14 protein-coding genes are annotated in these 17,481 nt (G+C 46.6%); 7 read left to right on the top strand and 7 right to left on the bottom strand.

Translation table 11 applies throughout. From position 1 onward, the window contains the following. Positions 1–99: 99 nt before the first annotated feature. Positions 100–504 (bottom strand): YgiW/YdeI family stress tolerance OB fold protein, encoded by a 405-nt coding sequence (locus LVQ76_RS14945; protein ID WP_034460999.1) that lies wholly within the window; start codon positions 502–504, stop codon positions 100–102. A gap of 192 nt (positions 505–696) precedes the next feature. Between LVQ76_RS14945 and qseB the strand changes: the two genes are divergently transcribed. From qseB to LVQ76_RS14915, 6 genes are all read left to right on the top strand, one after another. After that, entirely contained in the window at positions 697–1,356 is a 660-nt protein-coding gene (gene qseB / locus LVQ76_RS14940) for a quorum sensing response regulator transcription factor QseB (RefSeq protein ID WP_232921962.1), read from the top strand. Next, positions 1,353–2,708, top strand: a complete 1,356-nt coding sequence (qseC, locus tag LVQ76_RS14935; RefSeq protein WP_232905162.1) for a quorum sensing histidine kinase QseC — start codon at positions 1,353–1,355, stop codon at positions 2,706–2,708. Before qseB ends, qseC begins: the two co-directional genes overlap by 4 nt. Before the next feature lie 121 nt (positions 2,709–2,829). Further along, entirely contained in the window at positions 2,830–3,411 is a 582-nt protein-coding gene (locus LVQ76_RS14930) for an NAD(P)H-dependent oxidoreductase (protein ID WP_034461002.1), read from the top strand. Positions 3,412–3,441: 30 nt separating this feature from the next. Then, on the top strand, positions 3,442–3,759 hold the full coding sequence (locus tag LVQ76_RS14925) for a putative quinol monooxygenase (protein WP_232866233.1): 318 nt from the start codon (positions 3,442–3,444) through the stop codon (positions 3,757–3,759). Positions 3,760–3,903: 144 nt separating this feature from the next. Continuing rightward, on the top strand, positions 3,904–4,824 hold the full coding sequence (locus LVQ76_RS14920) for a LysR family transcriptional regulator (protein ID WP_232921961.1): 921 nt from the start codon (positions 3,904–3,906) through the stop codon (positions 4,822–4,824). Positions 4,825–5,060: 236 nt separating this feature from the next. Next, positions 5,061–9,509 carry an autotransporter outer membrane beta-barrel domain-containing protein gene (locus LVQ76_RS14915; protein WP_232921960.1) on the top strand — a complete coding sequence of 1,483 codons (4,449 nt, stop codon included), beginning with the start codon at positions 5,061–5,063 and terminating at the stop codon, positions 9,507–9,509. A gap of 74 nt (positions 9,510–9,583) precedes the next feature. On the opposite strand, the gene LVQ76_RS14910 is transcribed toward LVQ76_RS14915, so the two are convergent. The 6 genes from LVQ76_RS14910 to LVQ76_RS14885 all read right to left on the bottom strand — a co-directional run bounded on the left by LVQ76_RS14910 (position 9,584) and on the right by LVQ76_RS14885 (position 15,276). Then, positions 9,584–10,474 carry a dihydrodipicolinate synthase family protein gene (locus LVQ76_RS14910; RefSeq protein ID WP_064516102.1) on the bottom strand — a complete coding sequence of 297 codons (891 nt, stop codon included), beginning with the start codon at positions 10,472–10,474 and terminating at the stop codon, positions 9,584–9,586. 147 nt (positions 10,475–10,621) lie between these two features. Beyond that, positions 10,622–11,503, bottom strand: coding sequence for a MurR/RpiR family transcriptional regulator (locus LVQ76_RS14905; protein WP_232866239.1), 882 nt, complete (start codon positions 11,501–11,503; stop codon positions 10,622–10,624). 179 nt (positions 11,504–11,682) lie between these two features. Continuing rightward, a complete protein-coding gene (nanQ, locus tag LVQ76_RS14900; protein WP_232866241.1) occupies positions 11,683–12,147 on the bottom strand; it encodes an N-acetylneuraminate anomerase in 465 nt (154 codons plus the stop codon). An 11-nt stretch (positions 12,148–12,158) separates the two neighbouring features. Next, a complete protein-coding gene (locus tag LVQ76_RS14895; protein WP_151995975.1) occupies positions 12,159–13,640 on the bottom strand; it encodes a sodium:solute symporter family protein in 1,482 nt (493 codons plus the stop codon). 66 nt (positions 13,641–13,706) lie between these two features. Continuing rightward, complete coding sequence (nanK, locus tag LVQ76_RS14890; RefSeq protein ID WP_232866243.1) at positions 13,707–14,582, bottom strand: N-acetylmannosamine kinase; 876 nt, start codon at positions 14,580–14,582, stop codon at positions 13,707–13,709. Positions 14,583–14,595: 13 nt separating this feature from the next. Beyond that, positions 14,596–15,276 carry an N-acetylmannosamine-6-phosphate 2-epimerase gene (locus LVQ76_RS14885; RefSeq protein WP_232866244.1) on the bottom strand — a complete coding sequence of 227 codons (681 nt, stop codon included), beginning with the start codon at positions 15,274–15,276 and terminating at the stop codon, positions 14,596–14,598. 406 nt (positions 15,277–15,682) lie between these two features. On the opposite strand from LVQ76_RS14885, the gene LVQ76_RS14880 reads away from it, so the two are divergent. Then, complete coding sequence (locus LVQ76_RS14880) at positions 15,683–17,461, top strand: EAL domain-containing protein (protein WP_232921959.1); 1,779 nt, start codon at positions 15,683–15,685, stop codon at positions 17,459–17,461. Positions 17,462–17,481 lie beyond the last annotated feature (20 nt).

Here is a 17,481-nt window from a genome sequence, read left to right as displayed (position 1 = left end):
TAGTACCTTATCTGGCAGTCGTAGTCACAGAGGAGTGAGTATCTTTAGATGAAGTAAGACGATAAGAAATGAGCCGCAAATTGCGGCTCATTTGGGGCATTATTTTACTTTGGTAATTTGCTTCACGTCGATTTCAACAGAGTTCCAGTCCTTATCGACTTCACCTTGAATCTCAACGGTATCTTGCGGAGTGATGGTCTGGCCGTTCCAACGCTTATGGTCGATATCGACATTAATGGTGCCAGATGTATCACGGAAGATGTAATGGTCACCGCCGATGCGTGACTCAATCTTGCCGCGCAAAGTGACCCAGGTATCGTCAGACAGTGACTTGGCCTGTGTCGCCGTGGTGTTGCTGCCACTTGGGCCGACAAAACCGCCTGCGGTTTGAGTTTGTGTGGTGGCAGGAGCTGCGTTCGGATCGGAGAACCCGCCCTGATTTGCAGCCAGTGCAGGTGCTGCGGTAATAGCGAGAATAGTCATAATAGCGGCTATTTTTTTCATTTTAATTTTCCTTTTATGAATGATTTCATGAGTGCTATTTAACGTGATAGATCTTAACGCGATCTTAATTCTCCCATCAAAAATCGCTTTTTTTAGTAAATTGCGCACTATGCCGAAGCATCGTATTTTTCCCCTGTACACACCCTCACAAAAGTTATTAACTTCCCGCAAATGGGCAGTAAGGGAAACACTATGCGCATATTACTAATTGAAGACGATAAGCTCATTGGCGACGGACTCAAAGCCGGGCTGACAAAAATGGGTTTTACCGTCGACTGGTTTACAGATGGCCTTCAAGGTCAGTCAGCTCTGAGTTTAGCCCCCTACGACGCAGTGGTGCTGGATTTAAGTCTGCCGGGAATCGACGGACTGGATATCTTAAAATACTGGCGTCGTAATGGCCGAACTGAACCTGTGTTAATTCTAACCGCGCGCGATGCCCTGGAACAACGAGTTGAGGGATTACAACTTGGTGCCGATGACTATTTGTGTAAACCCTTTGCGTTAATAGAAGTTGCCACCCGCTTACAGGTTTTAATCCGCCGTAACCATGGGCAGGCTCAATCTACCCTTTGCCATGCTGGTGTCGAACTTGATCCGATTAAATTAACCGTTACCCGCGACGGTGAACCACTGCAACTAAAACCCAAAGAGCTTGCCTTGCTGGAACTGTTTATGCGTAACACAGGACGAGTATTACCGCGCACGCTTATTGAAGAGAAACTTTATAGCTGGGAGAACGATGTTTCCCGAAATGCGCTGGAAGTACATATCCATCATTTACGCCGCAAACTCGGCAGTGGGTTTATTCGCACGGTACACGGCATCGGTTATACGTTAGGTGAAGAATGATAAAAAAAGTGACTCAGAGTTTACGCGCAAGACTCATTGCCGGGTTTATTTTGCTCACGCTGGTTGCCTGGGTCGGCGCAAGTGTTGCTGCCTGGCAGCAAACCAGCAAAACCCTCAATAAACTCTTTGATACCCAACAAGTGCTGTTTGCCAAACGCCTGAGCGCGTTAGAGCTTGATGGCGTGCAAAACGATACACAATTGCCTCGTACCAAAAAGATGATTTCGCATCATCGAGGCAAACAAGATGATGACACCCTCGCCTTCGCCATTTATACCGCCAACGGGCAGTTGCTGCTAAACGACGGCGACAACGGCAGATATCTCAGCTATCGCTACCAGCGTGACGGATTTGTTGATGGCAAACTGGCGGGCGATGACGATATGTGGCGCATGGTCTGGGTGACAACACCCGACGGAAAATACCGCATCGTAGTAGGTCAGGAGTGGGAATACCGCGAAGACCTGGCACGGGACATCGTTTTGTCTCAGCTCACCCCATGGCTTATCGCCTCGCCGATGATCTTACTGTTGTTGGTATGGCTGGTCAGCCGGGCACTCTCCCCGCTTCACAAACTGGCACTGCAATTACGTAGCCGCAAACCAGACGATGCCAGTGAGCTGCCAACGCAAACCCTGCCACAAGAAGTACGCCCTTTGGTAATTGCGCTTAATCAGCTATTTACCCGCACCGGGGAGTTTATGCAGCGCGAACGGCGCTTTACCTCTGATGCCGCACATGAGCTACGCAGCCCACTCGCCGCATTAAAGGTACAGGCCGAAGTGGCACAGCTTGCACAAAATGATGAACCGATGCGCGATCACGCACTGAATAACCTGAGCGTAGGCATCGATCGCGCGACTCGTCTGGTCGATCAACTGCTGACTTTATCGCGGCTGGATTCTTTAGCGGGTCTGGATGATGTCCAGGACGTGCCTTTCCAGCCACTACTGCAAAATGCGGTGATGGATGCTTATCACGAGGCGCAGCGTGAAGGCATTGATATTCGCCTTGATATTCAGGACGCAAAAGTAAAACGCCAGGGTCAGCCGCTACTACTTAGTTTGATGGTCAGAAACGTGCTGGACAATGCCGTGCGCTACAGCCCACGCGGCAGCGTAGTCAATGTCGTTCTCCAGAGCCACGAAATTACGATTACCGACAACGGCCCGGGCGTCAGCCCTGAATATCTGACCTCACTTGGTGAACGCTTCTTCCGTCCACCCGGGCAGGAAAAAACCGGCAGCGGCCTCGGGTTATCTATCGTCAGGCGAATCGCTGCATTACACGGTATGCAGGCGAGCTTCGTAAACGCCCCCAGCGGTGGATTTCAGGTACAAATACGCTGGTAAAAACGGATTCAGCCCTTTGATTATTGCGTTTTTAGCAAAAGTCTTTGCCTATATATGGCATTTAATTGTGACATACATCACGGTAAACTCCGCGCCAGACGCAATTATTCGAGGACTAACTATGAGCAATATTCTGATTATCAATGGTGCGAAAAAATTCGCCCATTCTAATGGCCAACTTAACGACACCCTGACCGACGTCGCGGAAAGCTTTTTGCGCGACCTCGGGCATGATGTTCAGGTCACCCGTACCGACAGTGAGTACGACATTAAAGAAGAAGTCGCGAAATATATGTGGGCCGATACCGTGATTTACCAGATGCCAGGCTGGTGGATGGGCGCACCGTGGACCATGAAGAAATACATTGATGATGTATTTACTGAAGGTCATGGCTCACTGTATGCAAGCGATGGTCGTACCCGTTCTGATGCAGAGAAAAAATACGGTTCTGGCGGCCTGATCCAGGGCAAAACTTATATGCTGTCACTGACCTGGAACGCCCCGCTACAAGCTTTTGAAGACAAAGAACAGTTCTTCCACGGTGTTGGAGTTGATGGTGTTTACCTGCCATTCCACAAAGCTAACCAGTTCCTTGGAATGGAAGGTCTGCCGACATTTATCGCCAACGACGTAATGAAAGCGCCTGATGTACCGCGTTTTATTGCAGAATACCGCGAGCATCTGGGCCGAGTTTTTGCTTAACTGTCTTATGACTACAACAAGGAGTTGAACATGATTACAGTAATAGCTGAAATTCGTACCCGCCCTGGTGTTCACCATCGCCAGGCTGTACTGGACGCGTTTGCAAAAATTATTCCTACTGTGCTCGAAGAGGAAGGCTGCTTTGGTTATGCGCCACTCATCGACCATAACGCACAAGTCGCGTTCCAGACCACTGCACCAGATTCTGTGTTTATGCTGGAAAAATGGGAGAGCGTGGCTCACCTCGAAGCTCACCTGCAAACAAAACACATGAAAGATCACAGCGTCACTGTTAAAGACGACGTTCTGGACGTTCATATCCATATTCTGGAAGACGCAATTAAGTAATTGGGTTTACCGAATGATTTAAGGGGGCGGCTTTCATATCTGCCCCCTTTTTGTATCTGCATTCTAAACGCTGCCCTGAGCCATTCACATTGAGAAAATGCTGCTAAGCTATTCTTTAATCAATATTCTCAGCAAGGCCAGGACATGAAGACGAACACGGTTTCCGATAAAATCATCAACCTTGCCAACTTTAATCTCAATCTTTTAACCACCTTCTGTTTGATCTATTCCACACGCAGTATTACTGAAGTTTCTGAAATATTGGATGTAACTCCGCCGTCAATAAGCCACTCGTTACGTAAACTGCGTCTGCATTTTGCCGATCCGTTATTTATTCGCCATGGCAATACCATCGCACCAACTGTATTTGCAGATGATCTGTACGTTAAACTTAAACAGTCTCTGGAAATAATGAGTGATTCTGTCGAGCGGAGTAAAAAAACAAATAAACGAGAGACAGTGGTTATTTACTCTCCTTTTTCAGTAGCAATACATGATTTGTCAGACACGGTATTAAAGATCAAGGAGGCGAAATTAAATTATAAAATAAAATATATAGAAACGCTTCTTGGTATTCCAGATGCTGTTGGTCTGCTTAATTTACGTAAAGCCGATATTGTTTTCTCTGCCACTTCTGTTATCAACACGACACTAACCAGTGTCCTGCTGCGTGATTTCACCCCAGTTATGGTCTGTCGGGAAGACAATCCATTTAAAAAGACCACAATTAGCACCGATGAATTAAAGCAACTGGATCTAGTCAGCCATTTGACTGGCGATGAAATGATATACCAAAGAAAGCAATCATTTCTGGCAACCTTAAAAGATGCCCATATCGTATTCGAAACGAATTCAATAATGATGCTTCTCACGCTGTTATCCGAGACCGATTGTGTAGGGTTTCTGACGCCTGAAGCCTTTACCCGCTATAAAGTACTCTTCAAGCTGCGACAGATAACACCGCTATTCCCGCTACAGCTTATTGGTGTCTATTTAGTTTACCGTAAAGAGATGGAAAAAAAGCCAAGTTTTATGCAACTCCTGGAAGCAATTAAGGGGAGTTAATGCGTAAAGAAAAGCGATGTAATAGAAATAAATCCGCAATTAACGCCACGTAATACCCTCAAAGTAAGCTGTACGTATAATCACCAGCACATAACGCCACCCGGCTTCAATATTTATACTCACCACTTTTCCCCATTATATTATCAATATACTGTCGAAATTTTCGTTGGTGATTATTCATTTACGTACAGTTACTAACATGAATATCCGTAATCAGGATTCATGGAGGCATTCGCATGAAAATCATCAAGATACTCCCCACATACACCGGGCAAAGCAGACGAAAAATAATTCTTAAAACATCGGCGAGTCTGGTTGCTGGTGTACTGAGCTTTGGTTGCGCCGATACCCGAGCAGAAACACTGCTTAATACTTCCGGAACCATAGGAATTGGTACCAGTGGTTTATATTTCGATGAAACAATAAAAATGAATGCTGCAAATACAGCGGGAATTAAAATAGGTGCCGATGGCACGGTTACCCTGAGCAGAGGTAGCATTAAAAATAATGCAATCTCAGCAGCGGGATCAAAAAATCAGATCGGTGTTTATGTTTTTGATGGAGGTCATGTTGCCCTTTCTGACAGCGCAGTAGCACTTGATCCAAAAACCGCAGCGGGAGCAACCGTCACCGCAAATAACATGACTGCATTGGTCGCGAAATCTGGTGGGCAGCTCAATCTTGATAATTCCACCGTGACGGTAGGTGGCGGCGCTAAGGGAAATAACAACTTCGGAATTGTCGTAACAGGCCCGCATTCTAAGGCATCACTCAGTAAATCCACGGTGCAGACTTCATCCTGGGGAGCCCCGGCGGTTTCAGCAACTCAAGGTGGTCGAATCAATCTTTCTGAAGGAACTGTAATCCTGACCACGGGGGCAAGAGGCAGCAACGGCGGCAGTCATGGTGCAGCCGTTGATGGCCTGGACAGCACACTTTATGCGGAAAGTACCTCCATCACTACCACTGGTGCTTCAGCATATGGCGTCAAACTCGAAAATAGTGCGGCGCTTAATTTAACTGAAACCACTATCACAACCAGCGGAGCGAATGGCCACGGTATTTTGCTTGATGGGGACGCCACCAGCGGCACAATATCAGGCAGCAGCATTCAAACCACAGGAAAAGGGGCGACAGGGTTATGGGCACGTAACGGCGCAAACGTATCGCTGCAACAAGGGACACGAATCAACACTTCTGGGGCCGCGCTATCTACCGCTTCACCGCTGGATAATGAAAAAAACCTGAGCTTAAGTCATACCCTGCTGGCAAGTGAGTTCGGCAGTGATATTGACGCGCAGGGCGTGTTTTTGACCACTTCTGCCGCCAGCGCCAGTGCCGCGCGAGCCGAGAATAATGCCCGTATTAATTTGCAGGCAAGCGAGATTGTAAGTAGCGGCGGTGCTGGTAGCACAACCAGCACCGCCGCCCTTCATGCATTGTCAGGGGCCACTATCACCGGTTCAGACCTCACTGTTAACGTCACGGGGAATTATCAAGGAGGCGGACGTGCCGAGGGTGATGGTAGCTCAATTTACCTGAACAATAGCCACATCCTGGTGAAAGGTGCCGGAGGCGCAGAAGCCACATCAACTGCAGCTCGCGCAATATCTGGTGGCTCTGTACTTGTTAACCGTTCAACAATGACCACATTGGGTATGCAAAGCCATGGTGTCTCAGCAGAAGGAGCCGGCTCTCACGCACAAATCAGCGATACAACTATCGAAACGTTCGGCGCGCGCAGCTCTGGGGTCAATATCATAAATGGCGCAACTGCTGACATTAGCGGCTCAATTATCAAAACAACGGCTCCTGATAATGGAACTGGCCCATGGGGGCCGGGCATACTGCTTCAGGGGGTGGGTTCATCCTTAAGCCTTACCAACACTGATGTCAGCACCACACAAAAGTCCAGCGTAGGCATCAGTGCCACAAGTGGCAGTCATCTGGAGGTTGATACCTCTCGAATTACCACCTCCGGGAACTACGGCTCCGGTATTGCCGTCGCGAACACCACGGCCACGATAACCGGCACTCACATCACGACATCAGGTGATGATAATGCAATGGGAGTTATTGCCGATGCGGGAGCTACAGTCACAGTCGTGGGTGGTAGTATCGTCACGTCGGGTAATGGCTCAATCATACAGTCAAACCTTACCTTCCCACACGCAGTCGCGTCACGTAACCCAGGTTCTTTGCTGACAATTGAAGGGACCAGCCTTCTTACCACGGGCACCCAGGCCTATGGAGCCACCGCCGATGACGGCGGCAATATCATCCTGAAAAATATGTCGGTCAAAACGCAGGGGGATAATTCACTCGGTTTATACGCCGGAATTGGTGCGGCAAAACCGGGTAGCGTTAGTTTATCGGCCAGTAATGTCACAGTCGAGACACTTGGAAATAATGCGACAGGTGCTTTTGTTGGCCGCAAGTTTAAAACCGAAACAGCTGAAATGGCACTTGATAGCGTCACGTTAACGACACATGGGGATAACTCACGTGGTATCTGGGCCGAAGCAGGCGCTGACTTAAGTGCCGAAAACTCAGTCATTCGAACCATGGGCGCAGGCTCAACAGGTGCGCTGGTGAATAACACGGCAACATTGTCGCTCAACAAAACAGGTATCACCACATCAGGGGAGCTGGCGCACGGCATCCTCGCCAGTAACGGAGGGAGTGTTTTTGCCGAGAATACGATTGCTACCACACAAGGTGATGGCGCGGCGGCACTGGCGGTTCAGGGTTCAGAAACTCAACCCGGAAAGGCCAGCATCAGCAATACTATTTTGTCCAGTAATCATGGCTATGGCATTGAAACTACTGGCTATGCGGATATTGATATGCAAAACAGCCATGTTAACGGCGAAAACCAGTGGCTACAGGTGAAGAATGGCTCTGGAGTGGTGCCAGGCAATGCTTCTGTAGATATGTCCGGGAGTATTGTCACGGGTGCGGCATTAACAGATGCAGGTGCATGGTCTGAGGTGTCATTAAACAATACCAGTCTGTGGTTTTTAACCGGTAACTCTGTGCTTAGCGAGCTTACCAATAACCACAGCCTGATAAATTTCAGCACTCCGGAAAACAACCAGTACAAAACGCTGATGGTGAATAACTACCATGGCGACAACTCAACGATTGCGTTAAACACCCATCTCCATGACGACGATTCACCTACGGATCTGCTCGTTATTAACGGCGGGAAGGCTGATGGATCCACAAGCCTGAAAATTACCAATACCGATGGTAGCGGTGCACTCACACATGGCAATGGTATCAAGGTCGTCGATGCCATAAGTGGCGCAACCACCGCAACGGAAGCATTCAGTTTGCTCAGTAAGGTTAAAGCTGGGCCCTATGAATATTCGCTTTACCGTTCAAGTGTTGATGACAGTAATAAACAGGCCTGGTATCTGCGCTCTCATAAAAATGTACCGGATGATGTTAAGAATGATGATCCGCCTCCTCCTCCTCCTCCAGCAGATCCCGTACCCGATCCTGAACCAGAGCCAATCCCGGAACCTAAGCCCGGAGAAAAACCGGTCATAAAACCGCCAGTGATTCCTGTAAATCCCCCTCCCGTCACGCCGGTTGATGAACAACCAGCACCAGATGAACAGGTAAAACCAGATGAGGAGGGAAAACCAGAAACGCCGCAGCATCCTGAACCGCCACAACATGCTGGCGAAGTCCCGAACTACCGAGCAGAAACCTCGCTGTACCAGGATATCCCACAGTTGGCTTTGCTCTACAGCCGAATGCTCGTCGATAGCCTGCATGAACGCACCGGGGAACAGTTCGCCAGCGCAGAAAAGATCACCCTGGCAACGCAGTCGCCACACATGAGTTGGGGGCGTGTGATATATAAAAATGGCAAATCAGACTTTGATGGGCCGCAATCGCGCTTTACGCTTAATGCTATTCAGTTAGGAATTGATTTGTATCGAGAAAGCAAAGACGACGGAAGTTCGAATTTTGCTGGCGTGCTTGGAAACATCGGCAAAATAAATAGTAAAGTCACTCACACCGACGGTGAAAATGCAGGTCGAAACACGCTGAAGTCATGGGGAATCGGCGGCTATTGGACGCACTTTACGCCTGCGGGAAGTTATCTGGATGCGGTCGCGCAGTACAACCGGCTGTATGTGGAATCCAGCCCCACCGATCTTAGCCCGATGAAAACTAAAGGTTACGCGCTTAGCGCCTCGCTGGAAGCCGGTTACCCATGGCAGCCCGATGCAGAGGTTCAACGTTTTATCGAACCTCAGGCGCAGCTGATTTACTCAACGGTTAAGCTGGATAACACCCATGACGACGCTTCCGGGGTGAATTTCAGCAATGCCGATTCGCTTACCGGCCGCGTGAGCCTGCGTTTCCACCAGTCGTGGAACCACAATAACACCCAAAAAAGTCAGGAAAAGAGCACTCGCACCACGGCATGGCTGCGCCCAGGGATTGTGCATGAATTCAGGGGAGAGACTAAAACCAATTTTGCCTCACAGGACGGGTATATTCCTTTCGTCACCAATAGTGCTGGCACATGGGGGCAGTTAAATGCAGGCGTTGATCACCAGCTTAATAAGTCGGTTTCTCTTACCGGTTCTTTAAGCGTTGAAAAAGCGTTTACAGGTAACAGCATCAATTACGGCGGGATTGTGGGCTTAAAAATTAAGTTTTAAGAAACGATATGGGGCGAATAAGTGCAAACCAGACAAATGGGTAACACTTATTCGCTCTGAAAAATTAGGGCAGCTTAAAGGAAATCAGCCTTGCGGAAGGCTTGCAGCGCATCTTGCTTTTGCTGCTCAGTCATTGGGCGCAGCGGACGACGCGGGTCACCTACATCAATGCCGTGCAGTTTCATCGCAACTTTACCAGCCGCAACGCCACCGTACTGCACCAGCACGCGGATGATAGCGATGACCTTATCCATACAACCAGCAACATCTGCCTGATCACCACGATTAAAGCTATCAATCAGGCGGTGATACAACGGCGCTGCATAGTTATAGGTACTGCCTACTGCGCCAACTGCACCACATGCCAGACCCGCAGGTAAAAACTCATCAACACCGAATGGAATATCAAACTGGCCGTTATTCACGCGCACACAGCGCTGATACTCATACATGTCACTGGAGTTAAACTTCATGCCAGTGAGGTTAGGAATACGATCGGCTGCAACCTGTAAAAATTGCTCCATATCGAGATTCACACCCGACATGCCGGAATGGTAATAGTAGAAACCTTTAGATGGTGCGGCGGCCGCATTAATACGGCAGTATTCCACTAGATCTTCAATATTGCCCGGCTTGAAGAAGCAAGGACCAATTACTGAGGTAGCGAAGATATCCAAAGTTTCAGCGTGACGGCTAAGTTCAACGGAGTCCGCGATACTCAGAGCACCTGTATGCAAAGTAATACTCAGTTTACCCGCACTTGCACTCACCCAACGTTCTGCAATTTTTTTGCGCTCATCGACCGAGCAATGAATGCCCTCACCGGTAGTGCCCAGTACATAGGCACCTTTAACACCTTGCTCAATCAGATGTGCGGCAATTTGGTCAATAACCGGATAATTAACACTTCCATCAGCGGTAAATGGTGTGTGTGGCGCGGCGATTAAGCCAGTTAACTTTTCCATGCAAGCCTCTTTGGAGTTTTACTTCTAATGATTTGTGATTATGAAGTTTAACTCTATATTAAGACGACAAATGGAGTGATGCAACCATCGTGGCATCGCTAAAATGGCTTAATACGTTGAACTGTGATCAATGCCGCTAATGTGGCATTACTTTGCGATATTAAGTGCATCCATGGTACGCAACTTACTTTCGCGAGCTTGCTCTGGCGCAGCCTGTACCAGCAAGGTATAGAGCAAATCCAGCACAAATAGTTGTGCTGTCTTAGTGCCAATCGAATCGCCTTGCAGCATCCCCTGGCGGTTACCGTTGATCAGGCTAAAATCAGCTACTTCAATTAGCGGGGAGCCTAAATTATGGGTCAGAGCAACGGTGGTTGCCCCCGCTTGTCTGGCAAGCTTGAGGGCATGGACCGTTTCCGGAGATGTACCGGTGTGGCTGATAGCAATCGCCACATCGCCCGCTTTGAGCAATGTAGCCTGCATATACATAAAGTGATTATTGGTAACGGCATCGACCCGCAAACCAATACGCATCAGCTTATGCTTCATATCTTCCGCAGTAATTCCCGACGAGCCGACACCGAAAATGTACACCGAGTTGCTGGTGCGTAATGCGTCGACGACCTGATTAACCTGATTCATATCCAGCAAATTCAGGGTTTCAGACAACACATTATTAATGGTGCTTTGCAGTTTCAAACCAATGGTGCGCGCATCGTCTGACTCATTGATTTCCCCATCTAACAGCGGGCTACTGTTATCGGTATCCACCGTGGCCAGTTCAATAGCCAAATCCATTTTAAAATCTTGAAAACCCTTATAACCCAGGGTGCGACAGAAACGAATGACGGTGGCTTCTCCAGCCTGTGTTTCGCGTGACAACTCGGCGATAGAGAGCTGAGTCACCTGCTGTGGAGAGGTCAAAATATAGTGCGCGATCCGCTGTGAAACACGCGTCAGGCTATTTTGCATCGCACCAAGTGTGTCGAGGATTTTTCCGGGTTTAAGGCGTTGGACTTGAGACTCCATAATTTCCTGCTCTTGAGTACGTGATGTGGCAAAAAGCCTGCAATATTGAATGGTTGAGAGCGTAACAAGTCTGTGGCATGAAAAAAAGCGCGATGTAAGCATAGGGGGTATGCGTACATCGCGCCGTCAAAGAAGAACTCATTTACTGCTTAATATTATTATGACGTTAAAACATCGTGTTATAGACAGCGATAATGCACTTTGATGACTACCTTGCTAATAGACTGCGCCGTTTCGCTGATACAACCTGGTTTATGTGGCTCGCCCGGAAGGAATATCGCAAACATTCCGGGTTGCATATGCAAAGTCTGGCAAGGTGCCACCTCATCACAAAGCAGATAATCATCATCTTCGTGATAAATATCTGGCTCTATTGCCGCACCAATCGGGCCAAAATCAATGCGCTCCTGACCACTGAGTAACAGCTGAATATCAAGATATTCGCGATGCTGCTCGTAACGCTTGCTCTGTGGTTCTGAGGTATCAAAGCTCATAACATTCATAAAGATATCGTCACCGTCTATTTCATGGCGGCCCGCACTTAGTGTTTCCGGATGCTTCGCCAGCGCCTGCTTAATAATGGCCAGTAACTGAGGTGCAATACCAGTCTGAGCGCTGAGCTCTGAAATTCGTCCTAAAATCATGATGTCACCTTTTACTCACGTGTTTCATCAAGCGTCAGCGCCGGCGCTGAAGCAAATAATGGGGCGAAAATAACGCCGCTGATAACCACACTCAGACAGCCAACCACGCCATAGAAGAAGAAATTCAAGTCGGTGGCATAGCGAGCAAACAGCACCGCTACAATACTGACCACAATGCCAAGAGTTGCACTACCCGCATTGGCACGTTTGCAGAAAATCCCCAGCATAAACAGACCAGTCATAGGGCCACCCATCAGCCCAATTAAGCTGTTAAAGGCATCCCAGATTTCTGATTCATTCGCCATCACCAACCATACCGTCGCAGCGCTACTAAATAGCCCGGCAATAAGGATCACCAGTTTAGCCATACGCATACTGTTTTCTGGGGTTCTTTTTTTGCTGCTCAGTCTTTGATAAATATCGGAGTTAAAGCAACTGGAGATACTGTTCAGGCTACTTGAAATACTGGACTGCGCAGCTGCAAAAATAGCGGCGATAATCAAACCGGCAATACCTGTAGGCATTTCCGTCACCACGAATAGCGGCAAGATCCCCCCGATGTTAAAGCCTGCTGGTAACAGACTTGGGTTTTGTTTGTAGTAAACAAACAGAGCCGAACCGATAGCAAAGAAGAAAATTGGAATAATGGCGATTAGCTTAGCGTTGGTGAGCAGTGTTTTCTTCGTCTCCTCAATGGAGTCCGTCACGATATAGCGCTGGACCACATCCTGACTGGCGGTAAATTGCTGAATATTGGCAAACAGGAAACCAATCATCAGAACTGGCACAGTGCTTTCCGTCCAGCTCCAGCGGAACTGTGACGCCGGGAAGAATTTATCGGCATGTTGTGTCACGGTGAAAATCTCACCGAACCCGCCCTGCACCTTGAAGCAAATCACGATGAAAATAAGCACCGCGCTGCCCGATAACAACAACCCCTGAATAACGTCAGTCCAGATAACCCCTTCAATACCACCCATCCAGGTATAGATAATGCACATAACACTAATCAGCAGCACCAAAACGATTGGGTCAATGCCAATAAATGGTCGCAAAGCCAACACCGTTAAGTAAGTGATAATGGCGATACGGCCTATGTTAAACATCATAAAAGAGAGGCTGGCGAACAAACGGCTACGAACATCGAAACGAGCTTCAAGATATTCGTAGGCAGAGGTTACCTTTAGCTTACGGAAGAATGGAATATAGAAGTAAAAGACCACCGGTAAAATAGCAATAACCAGATATTGGCCAAGAATAAACGTCCAGTCGGTGGTGAATGCCTTGGCTGGAATTGACATAAAAGTAATCGAGCTTAGCGTGGTGGCGAATACACTAACACCTGCAGCCCAGCCAGGAATTCGGCCACCGCCACGGAAATAATCATCAGCCGTTTTCTGCCGCTTTGAAAAATAGACACCGACTAACATCATTGCCAGTAAATAACCGAAAAGAACAACGTAATTAAAGATGCCGAAAGAGTGAGTCATTATGGCACTTTCCTACTTATGGTTTTATTAGGATGAAGTAACTGTCTGAATTTTAAATTTTATAAATGATCAGACTGCGTGATGTTCAGACCAGAGGGCAGCCCCCATTAACCCAGCATCATGCTGATAGTGAGCGGAATAAACAGGAACATAGAATGCCGCAGGTAGTGTTGCGAGCTGCTTTTCCACCTGTATACGGTAACCCGGAGCAAGCCCGACGCTGCCGCCTAGCACGATACATTCGGTATCCAGCAGGGCTTTAAGATTGGCGATCAGTTGGCAAATCGCCTGTGCTGAACGCGCAAATAGTTGTTGTGCCTGCTCGTTGCCTTCTTGCGCCAAGGCAAAGATTTCACGGGCATTTTTGCCCAAAAGATCGTGCTGAGCCCCTGCTGCAATGGCGCGCCCGGAGGCTATAGCCTCAACGCAACCAACGCGTCCGCAACCACACATTGGGCCATTCGGATCGGCCTGAGTATGCCCAATATGGCCTGCGAAGGCATGAGGACCCGTTAGCAATTCGCCATTGATAACGATGCCACCACCTACTCCAGTGGAAACCGTAATAAACGTAACGTGTTTGAATTGATCTGACAGATAGCAATATTCTGCCCAGGCGGCAGCCTGCGCATCGTTGAGAACCACGCACGGCAACCCTGTGAGGCGTTCAACGGTTGCCTGCAACGGGAAATGATTCAGGCCACCGAGATTATCTGGATTTAGCGCGGTAAGAATTCCGTTATCAATAATACCTGTAGAGGCAATCGCCACTCGCTGTGCTTTCCCCTCATAGGCTGCAACCAAATCAGCCAAAGCCTGCTCCAGAGCTTGTGGCTTGGCATTAGCCGGAGTGGGAATTTCCGTGCGTAAAGAGATTTCATGCTGTGAGTTGATAAGCGCCGCGGCCAGTTTTGTGCCGCCGATATCAATGGCAAGTGTGTTCATCGTCTTCTCCGGCTTAGCGCTTAACAGCATCGCTGAACCACTGGCAAATATGTTCAATACGGGTGATGGCTGAACCAACAGTAACAGCCCATGCGCCATGATTGATAGCCTGTGATGCCAGCTCAGGGGAGTTGTAACGACCTTCAGCAATGACGCGGCAGCCAGCATCGCTTAACTCGGACACCATCATCAGATCCGGCCCTTCAGGCGTAACTGAAGTGGTGTACCCAGACATCGTTGTGCCAATGAACTCAACGCCTTTGTGTTTGCAATTGAGGCCTTCTTCTACCGTTGAGCTGTCTGCCATTGCCAGTAATCCATGATGGTGAATACGTGCAATCAGTTCATCAATGGCCACCGGGCGTGGGCGGAATGTTGCGTCAAAGGCAATAATATCGGCCCCGGCGTTTGCGAGCGCATCAACGTCATGCAAAAACGGAGTGATGCGCACAGCAGAATCTTCCAGGTCGCGTTTCATAATGCCAATAATTGGAACTGAAATAAGTGGCCGTACCGCTTCCAGATTGGCGATTCCTTCAATGCGGATGGCAACAGCCCCCGCAGATACGGCAGCCTGCGCCATTGCTGCCACGATATCGGGCCTGTCCATTGGGCTTCCGGGTACGGGCTGGCAGGAGACGATGAGCCCCCCACAATCACGCACGCTTTGTTCTAATTTTGTTAGTAGTGACATTCTGCTCCGCCTTGCAAATTCAAATGAAGTTTAACTCCAAAAAAGAATAGCGGATGGAGTATTACTATTTCAAGCTGCAAACGGGAAAAATGTGAGGAGGGTCATGCGCAAGGGGAGAAGGAACCGTCAGGAATTGAAGCGAGCAGAGAAGATTTTTAACCTGCAAGGCTGATTTGGAAAGCCAAATGGGTGTCTTTATTTTCAAAAAGAGCAAGGATTTCTGCCGGGATAATGAGTCCATAATTCAATCGCTTTATGGTTACTGCAATAAATATAATGAATAACTCAATAATTACCCTACTGATGAAAATTCGGTAATTCATATAATTTAAAAAAACTTGTAAAATAACACCATCCAGAAACATCCAAATCTATATATTGAATAGAAGATGAAATTACTTATATAATGATGCACAAAAAACTCATAACTGTCTCATTAATAATGAATAAAAAGCATCTATTGTTAGTAATTTGGGTGGTTTGCGTTGCTGCCATGTTGGGCTCATATTGGGAAAAAGATACTGTACGTATAAATGAAACTGTTGATTCATATATAAAAAGCATAAGTGAAAAAATAAATGTCAGTATTGTATTATGCGAAATGCTACGAAAACAGATGGAAATCAATTTACAATCTAACAATAGCTACAACACCATTTCAATGCCAAATAAGAACATTAACGCATCAGAGAATTGGCATTTTAAAATAACACCACACAAGAATATTTCCGGAGGGATGATTAGTGGACTTGGTGCTTATGAGAAGTTAAATCCTCAGACAAAAAATGAAGCAAATGCTGCAGCGTCTCTTAACATTGATGTAGGGGATGGTTACTTTACCAAATTATATTCATGGATTTACTATACCTCAAAAAACTCATTCGTCTATATAGCCCCTTATTCATCTAAAAAAGAGATTAGTACTTATTATTTTAATCCAGGTATGTATACCGATCCATTCTGGTATTTAATTACACCAGAAAACAATCCGAAGCGTGAGGTCAAAATCACAACTCCTTATATTGATATTGCTGGAAAGGGGCAGATATTAACGGTTACAGCACCTGTTTATAATAAAGATGAATTCACAGGGGCTATTTCTCTTGATCTCAACCTTAATTATATAAATAAAATAGTCAAGAATAATGACAATAATTATCATGTTACTGTATTTGATAAGAATCATAAAATTATAATTTCTAGTGATAATGATACATCCAATAACGCGATTTCCTCGATCGTTGAAACTAAAGGTGGAGTTTACTCTAACTATACCAACAAAGAGATATTGAGCGGTATACTCTATATTGAGCAATATACAACCTTACAAGAAAAAGTTATTAGAGTAATAACTCAAGCAGGATTACCAATAGGTATTATAACATTTATTGTTTTTTCTGTTATATTCCTTCAATCGTTTTCTCACTATAACTTTCTTTCTAAAAGATATATGCTTCGCGCGATGAGAAAAAATGAGTTCATACCTTTTGCACAAGCTATAATAGACACAAGAAACAATAAAATCATTGGTTGTGAGATACTTCTTCGATGGAAACATCCAACAATGGGACTCATCCCCCCAAATACATTTATTCCGGCGATGGAATCAAGTGGCATCATTATTAAGATAACGCATCAATTACTTGAAAATGTGCAAAAAATCTTACAAGACAAAGCACATAAACTGCCAAAAGATTTTCACTTATCAATTAATATCTCTCCTGAACATTTAGAAGATCCAGAACTAGTTACAAAAAGCAAATCATTCAAAGAAAGTTGTGATTCGATAACTACCATATTCGAAATAACAGAAAGAAACTTTAATACTGATGCTAAAATTGCGATAAAGGGCGCTGTGGCGCTTAAGAATCTCAATATACTTTTTGCTCTTGACGATTTTGGAACAGGGTATGCCACTCACCACTACCTCCAAAAATTCCCAGTAAGCTATATTAAAATTGACCGTAGTTTTATTAAAATGATTGGTCTTGATGCTATCTCTCACCATATTGTAGAAAATGTTGTCTCATTATCAAAATCACTGAATTTAAAAGTTATTGCGGAAGGTGTTGAAACTAAGGAACAGGCAAAATATTTGCATGATAACAACGTTGATTATCAACAAGGCTATTTGTATCACCGCCCAGTTCCTTTATCCGATTTTTTAGATACATTGGGGGCATAGGAGGGGTTTTACTTCGATAT

Origin of the sequence: Buttiauxella cochleicola (assembly GCF_021283185.1) — a bacterium.
GTDB classification, from domain to species: Bacteria; Pseudomonadota; Gammaproteobacteria; order Enterobacterales; family Enterobacteriaceae; genus Buttiauxella; species Buttiauxella massiliensis.
This window is presented reverse-complemented; position numbering and strand designations above follow the sequence as displayed.

Coding starts and splice junctions, on each gene's coding strand:
- nanQ (WP_232866241.1), bottom strand. CDS start 12,147: ATGATTTTAGGACGAATTTCAGAGCTCAGCGCTCAGACTGGTATTGCA.
- LVQ76_RS14910 (WP_064516102.1), bottom strand. CDS start 10,474: ATGGAAAAGTTAACTGGCTTAATCGCCGCGCCACACACACCATTTACC.
- LVQ76_RS14915 (WP_232921960.1), top strand. CDS start 5,061: ATGAAAATCATCAAGATACTCCCCACATACACCGGGCAAAGCAGACGA.
- LVQ76_RS14945 (WP_034460999.1), bottom strand. CDS start 504: ATGAAAAAAATAGCCGCTATTATGACTATTCTCGCTATTACCGCAGCA.
- nanK (WP_232866243.1), bottom strand. CDS start 14,582: ATGAACACACTTGCCATTGATATCGGCGGCACAAAACTGGCCGCGGCG.
- qseB (WP_232921962.1), top strand. CDS start 697: ATGCGCATATTACTAATTGAAGACGATAAGCTCATTGGCGACGGACTC.
- LVQ76_RS14925 (WP_232866233.1), top strand. CDS start 3,442: ATGATTACAGTAATAGCTGAAATTCGTACCCGCCCTGGTGTTCACCAT.
- LVQ76_RS14880 (WP_232921959.1), top strand. CDS start 15,683: ATGATGCACAAAAAACTCATAACTGTCTCATTAATAATGAATAAAAAG.
- qseC (WP_232905162.1), top strand. CDS start 1,353: ATGATAAAAAAAGTGACTCAGAGTTTACGCGCAAGACTCATTGCCGGG.
- LVQ76_RS14920 (WP_232921961.1), top strand. CDS start 3,904: ATGAAGACGAACACGGTTTCCGATAAAATCATCAACCTTGCCAACTTT.
- LVQ76_RS14905 (WP_232866239.1), bottom strand. CDS start 11,503: ATGGAGTCTCAAGTCCAACGCCTTAAACCCGGAAAAATCCTCGACACA.
- LVQ76_RS14930 (WP_034461002.1), top strand. CDS start 2,830: ATGAGCAATATTCTGATTATCAATGGTGCGAAAAAATTCGCCCATTCT.
- LVQ76_RS14885 (WP_232866244.1), bottom strand. CDS start 15,276: ATGTCACTACTAACAAAATTAGAACAAAGCGTGCGTGATTGTGGGGGG.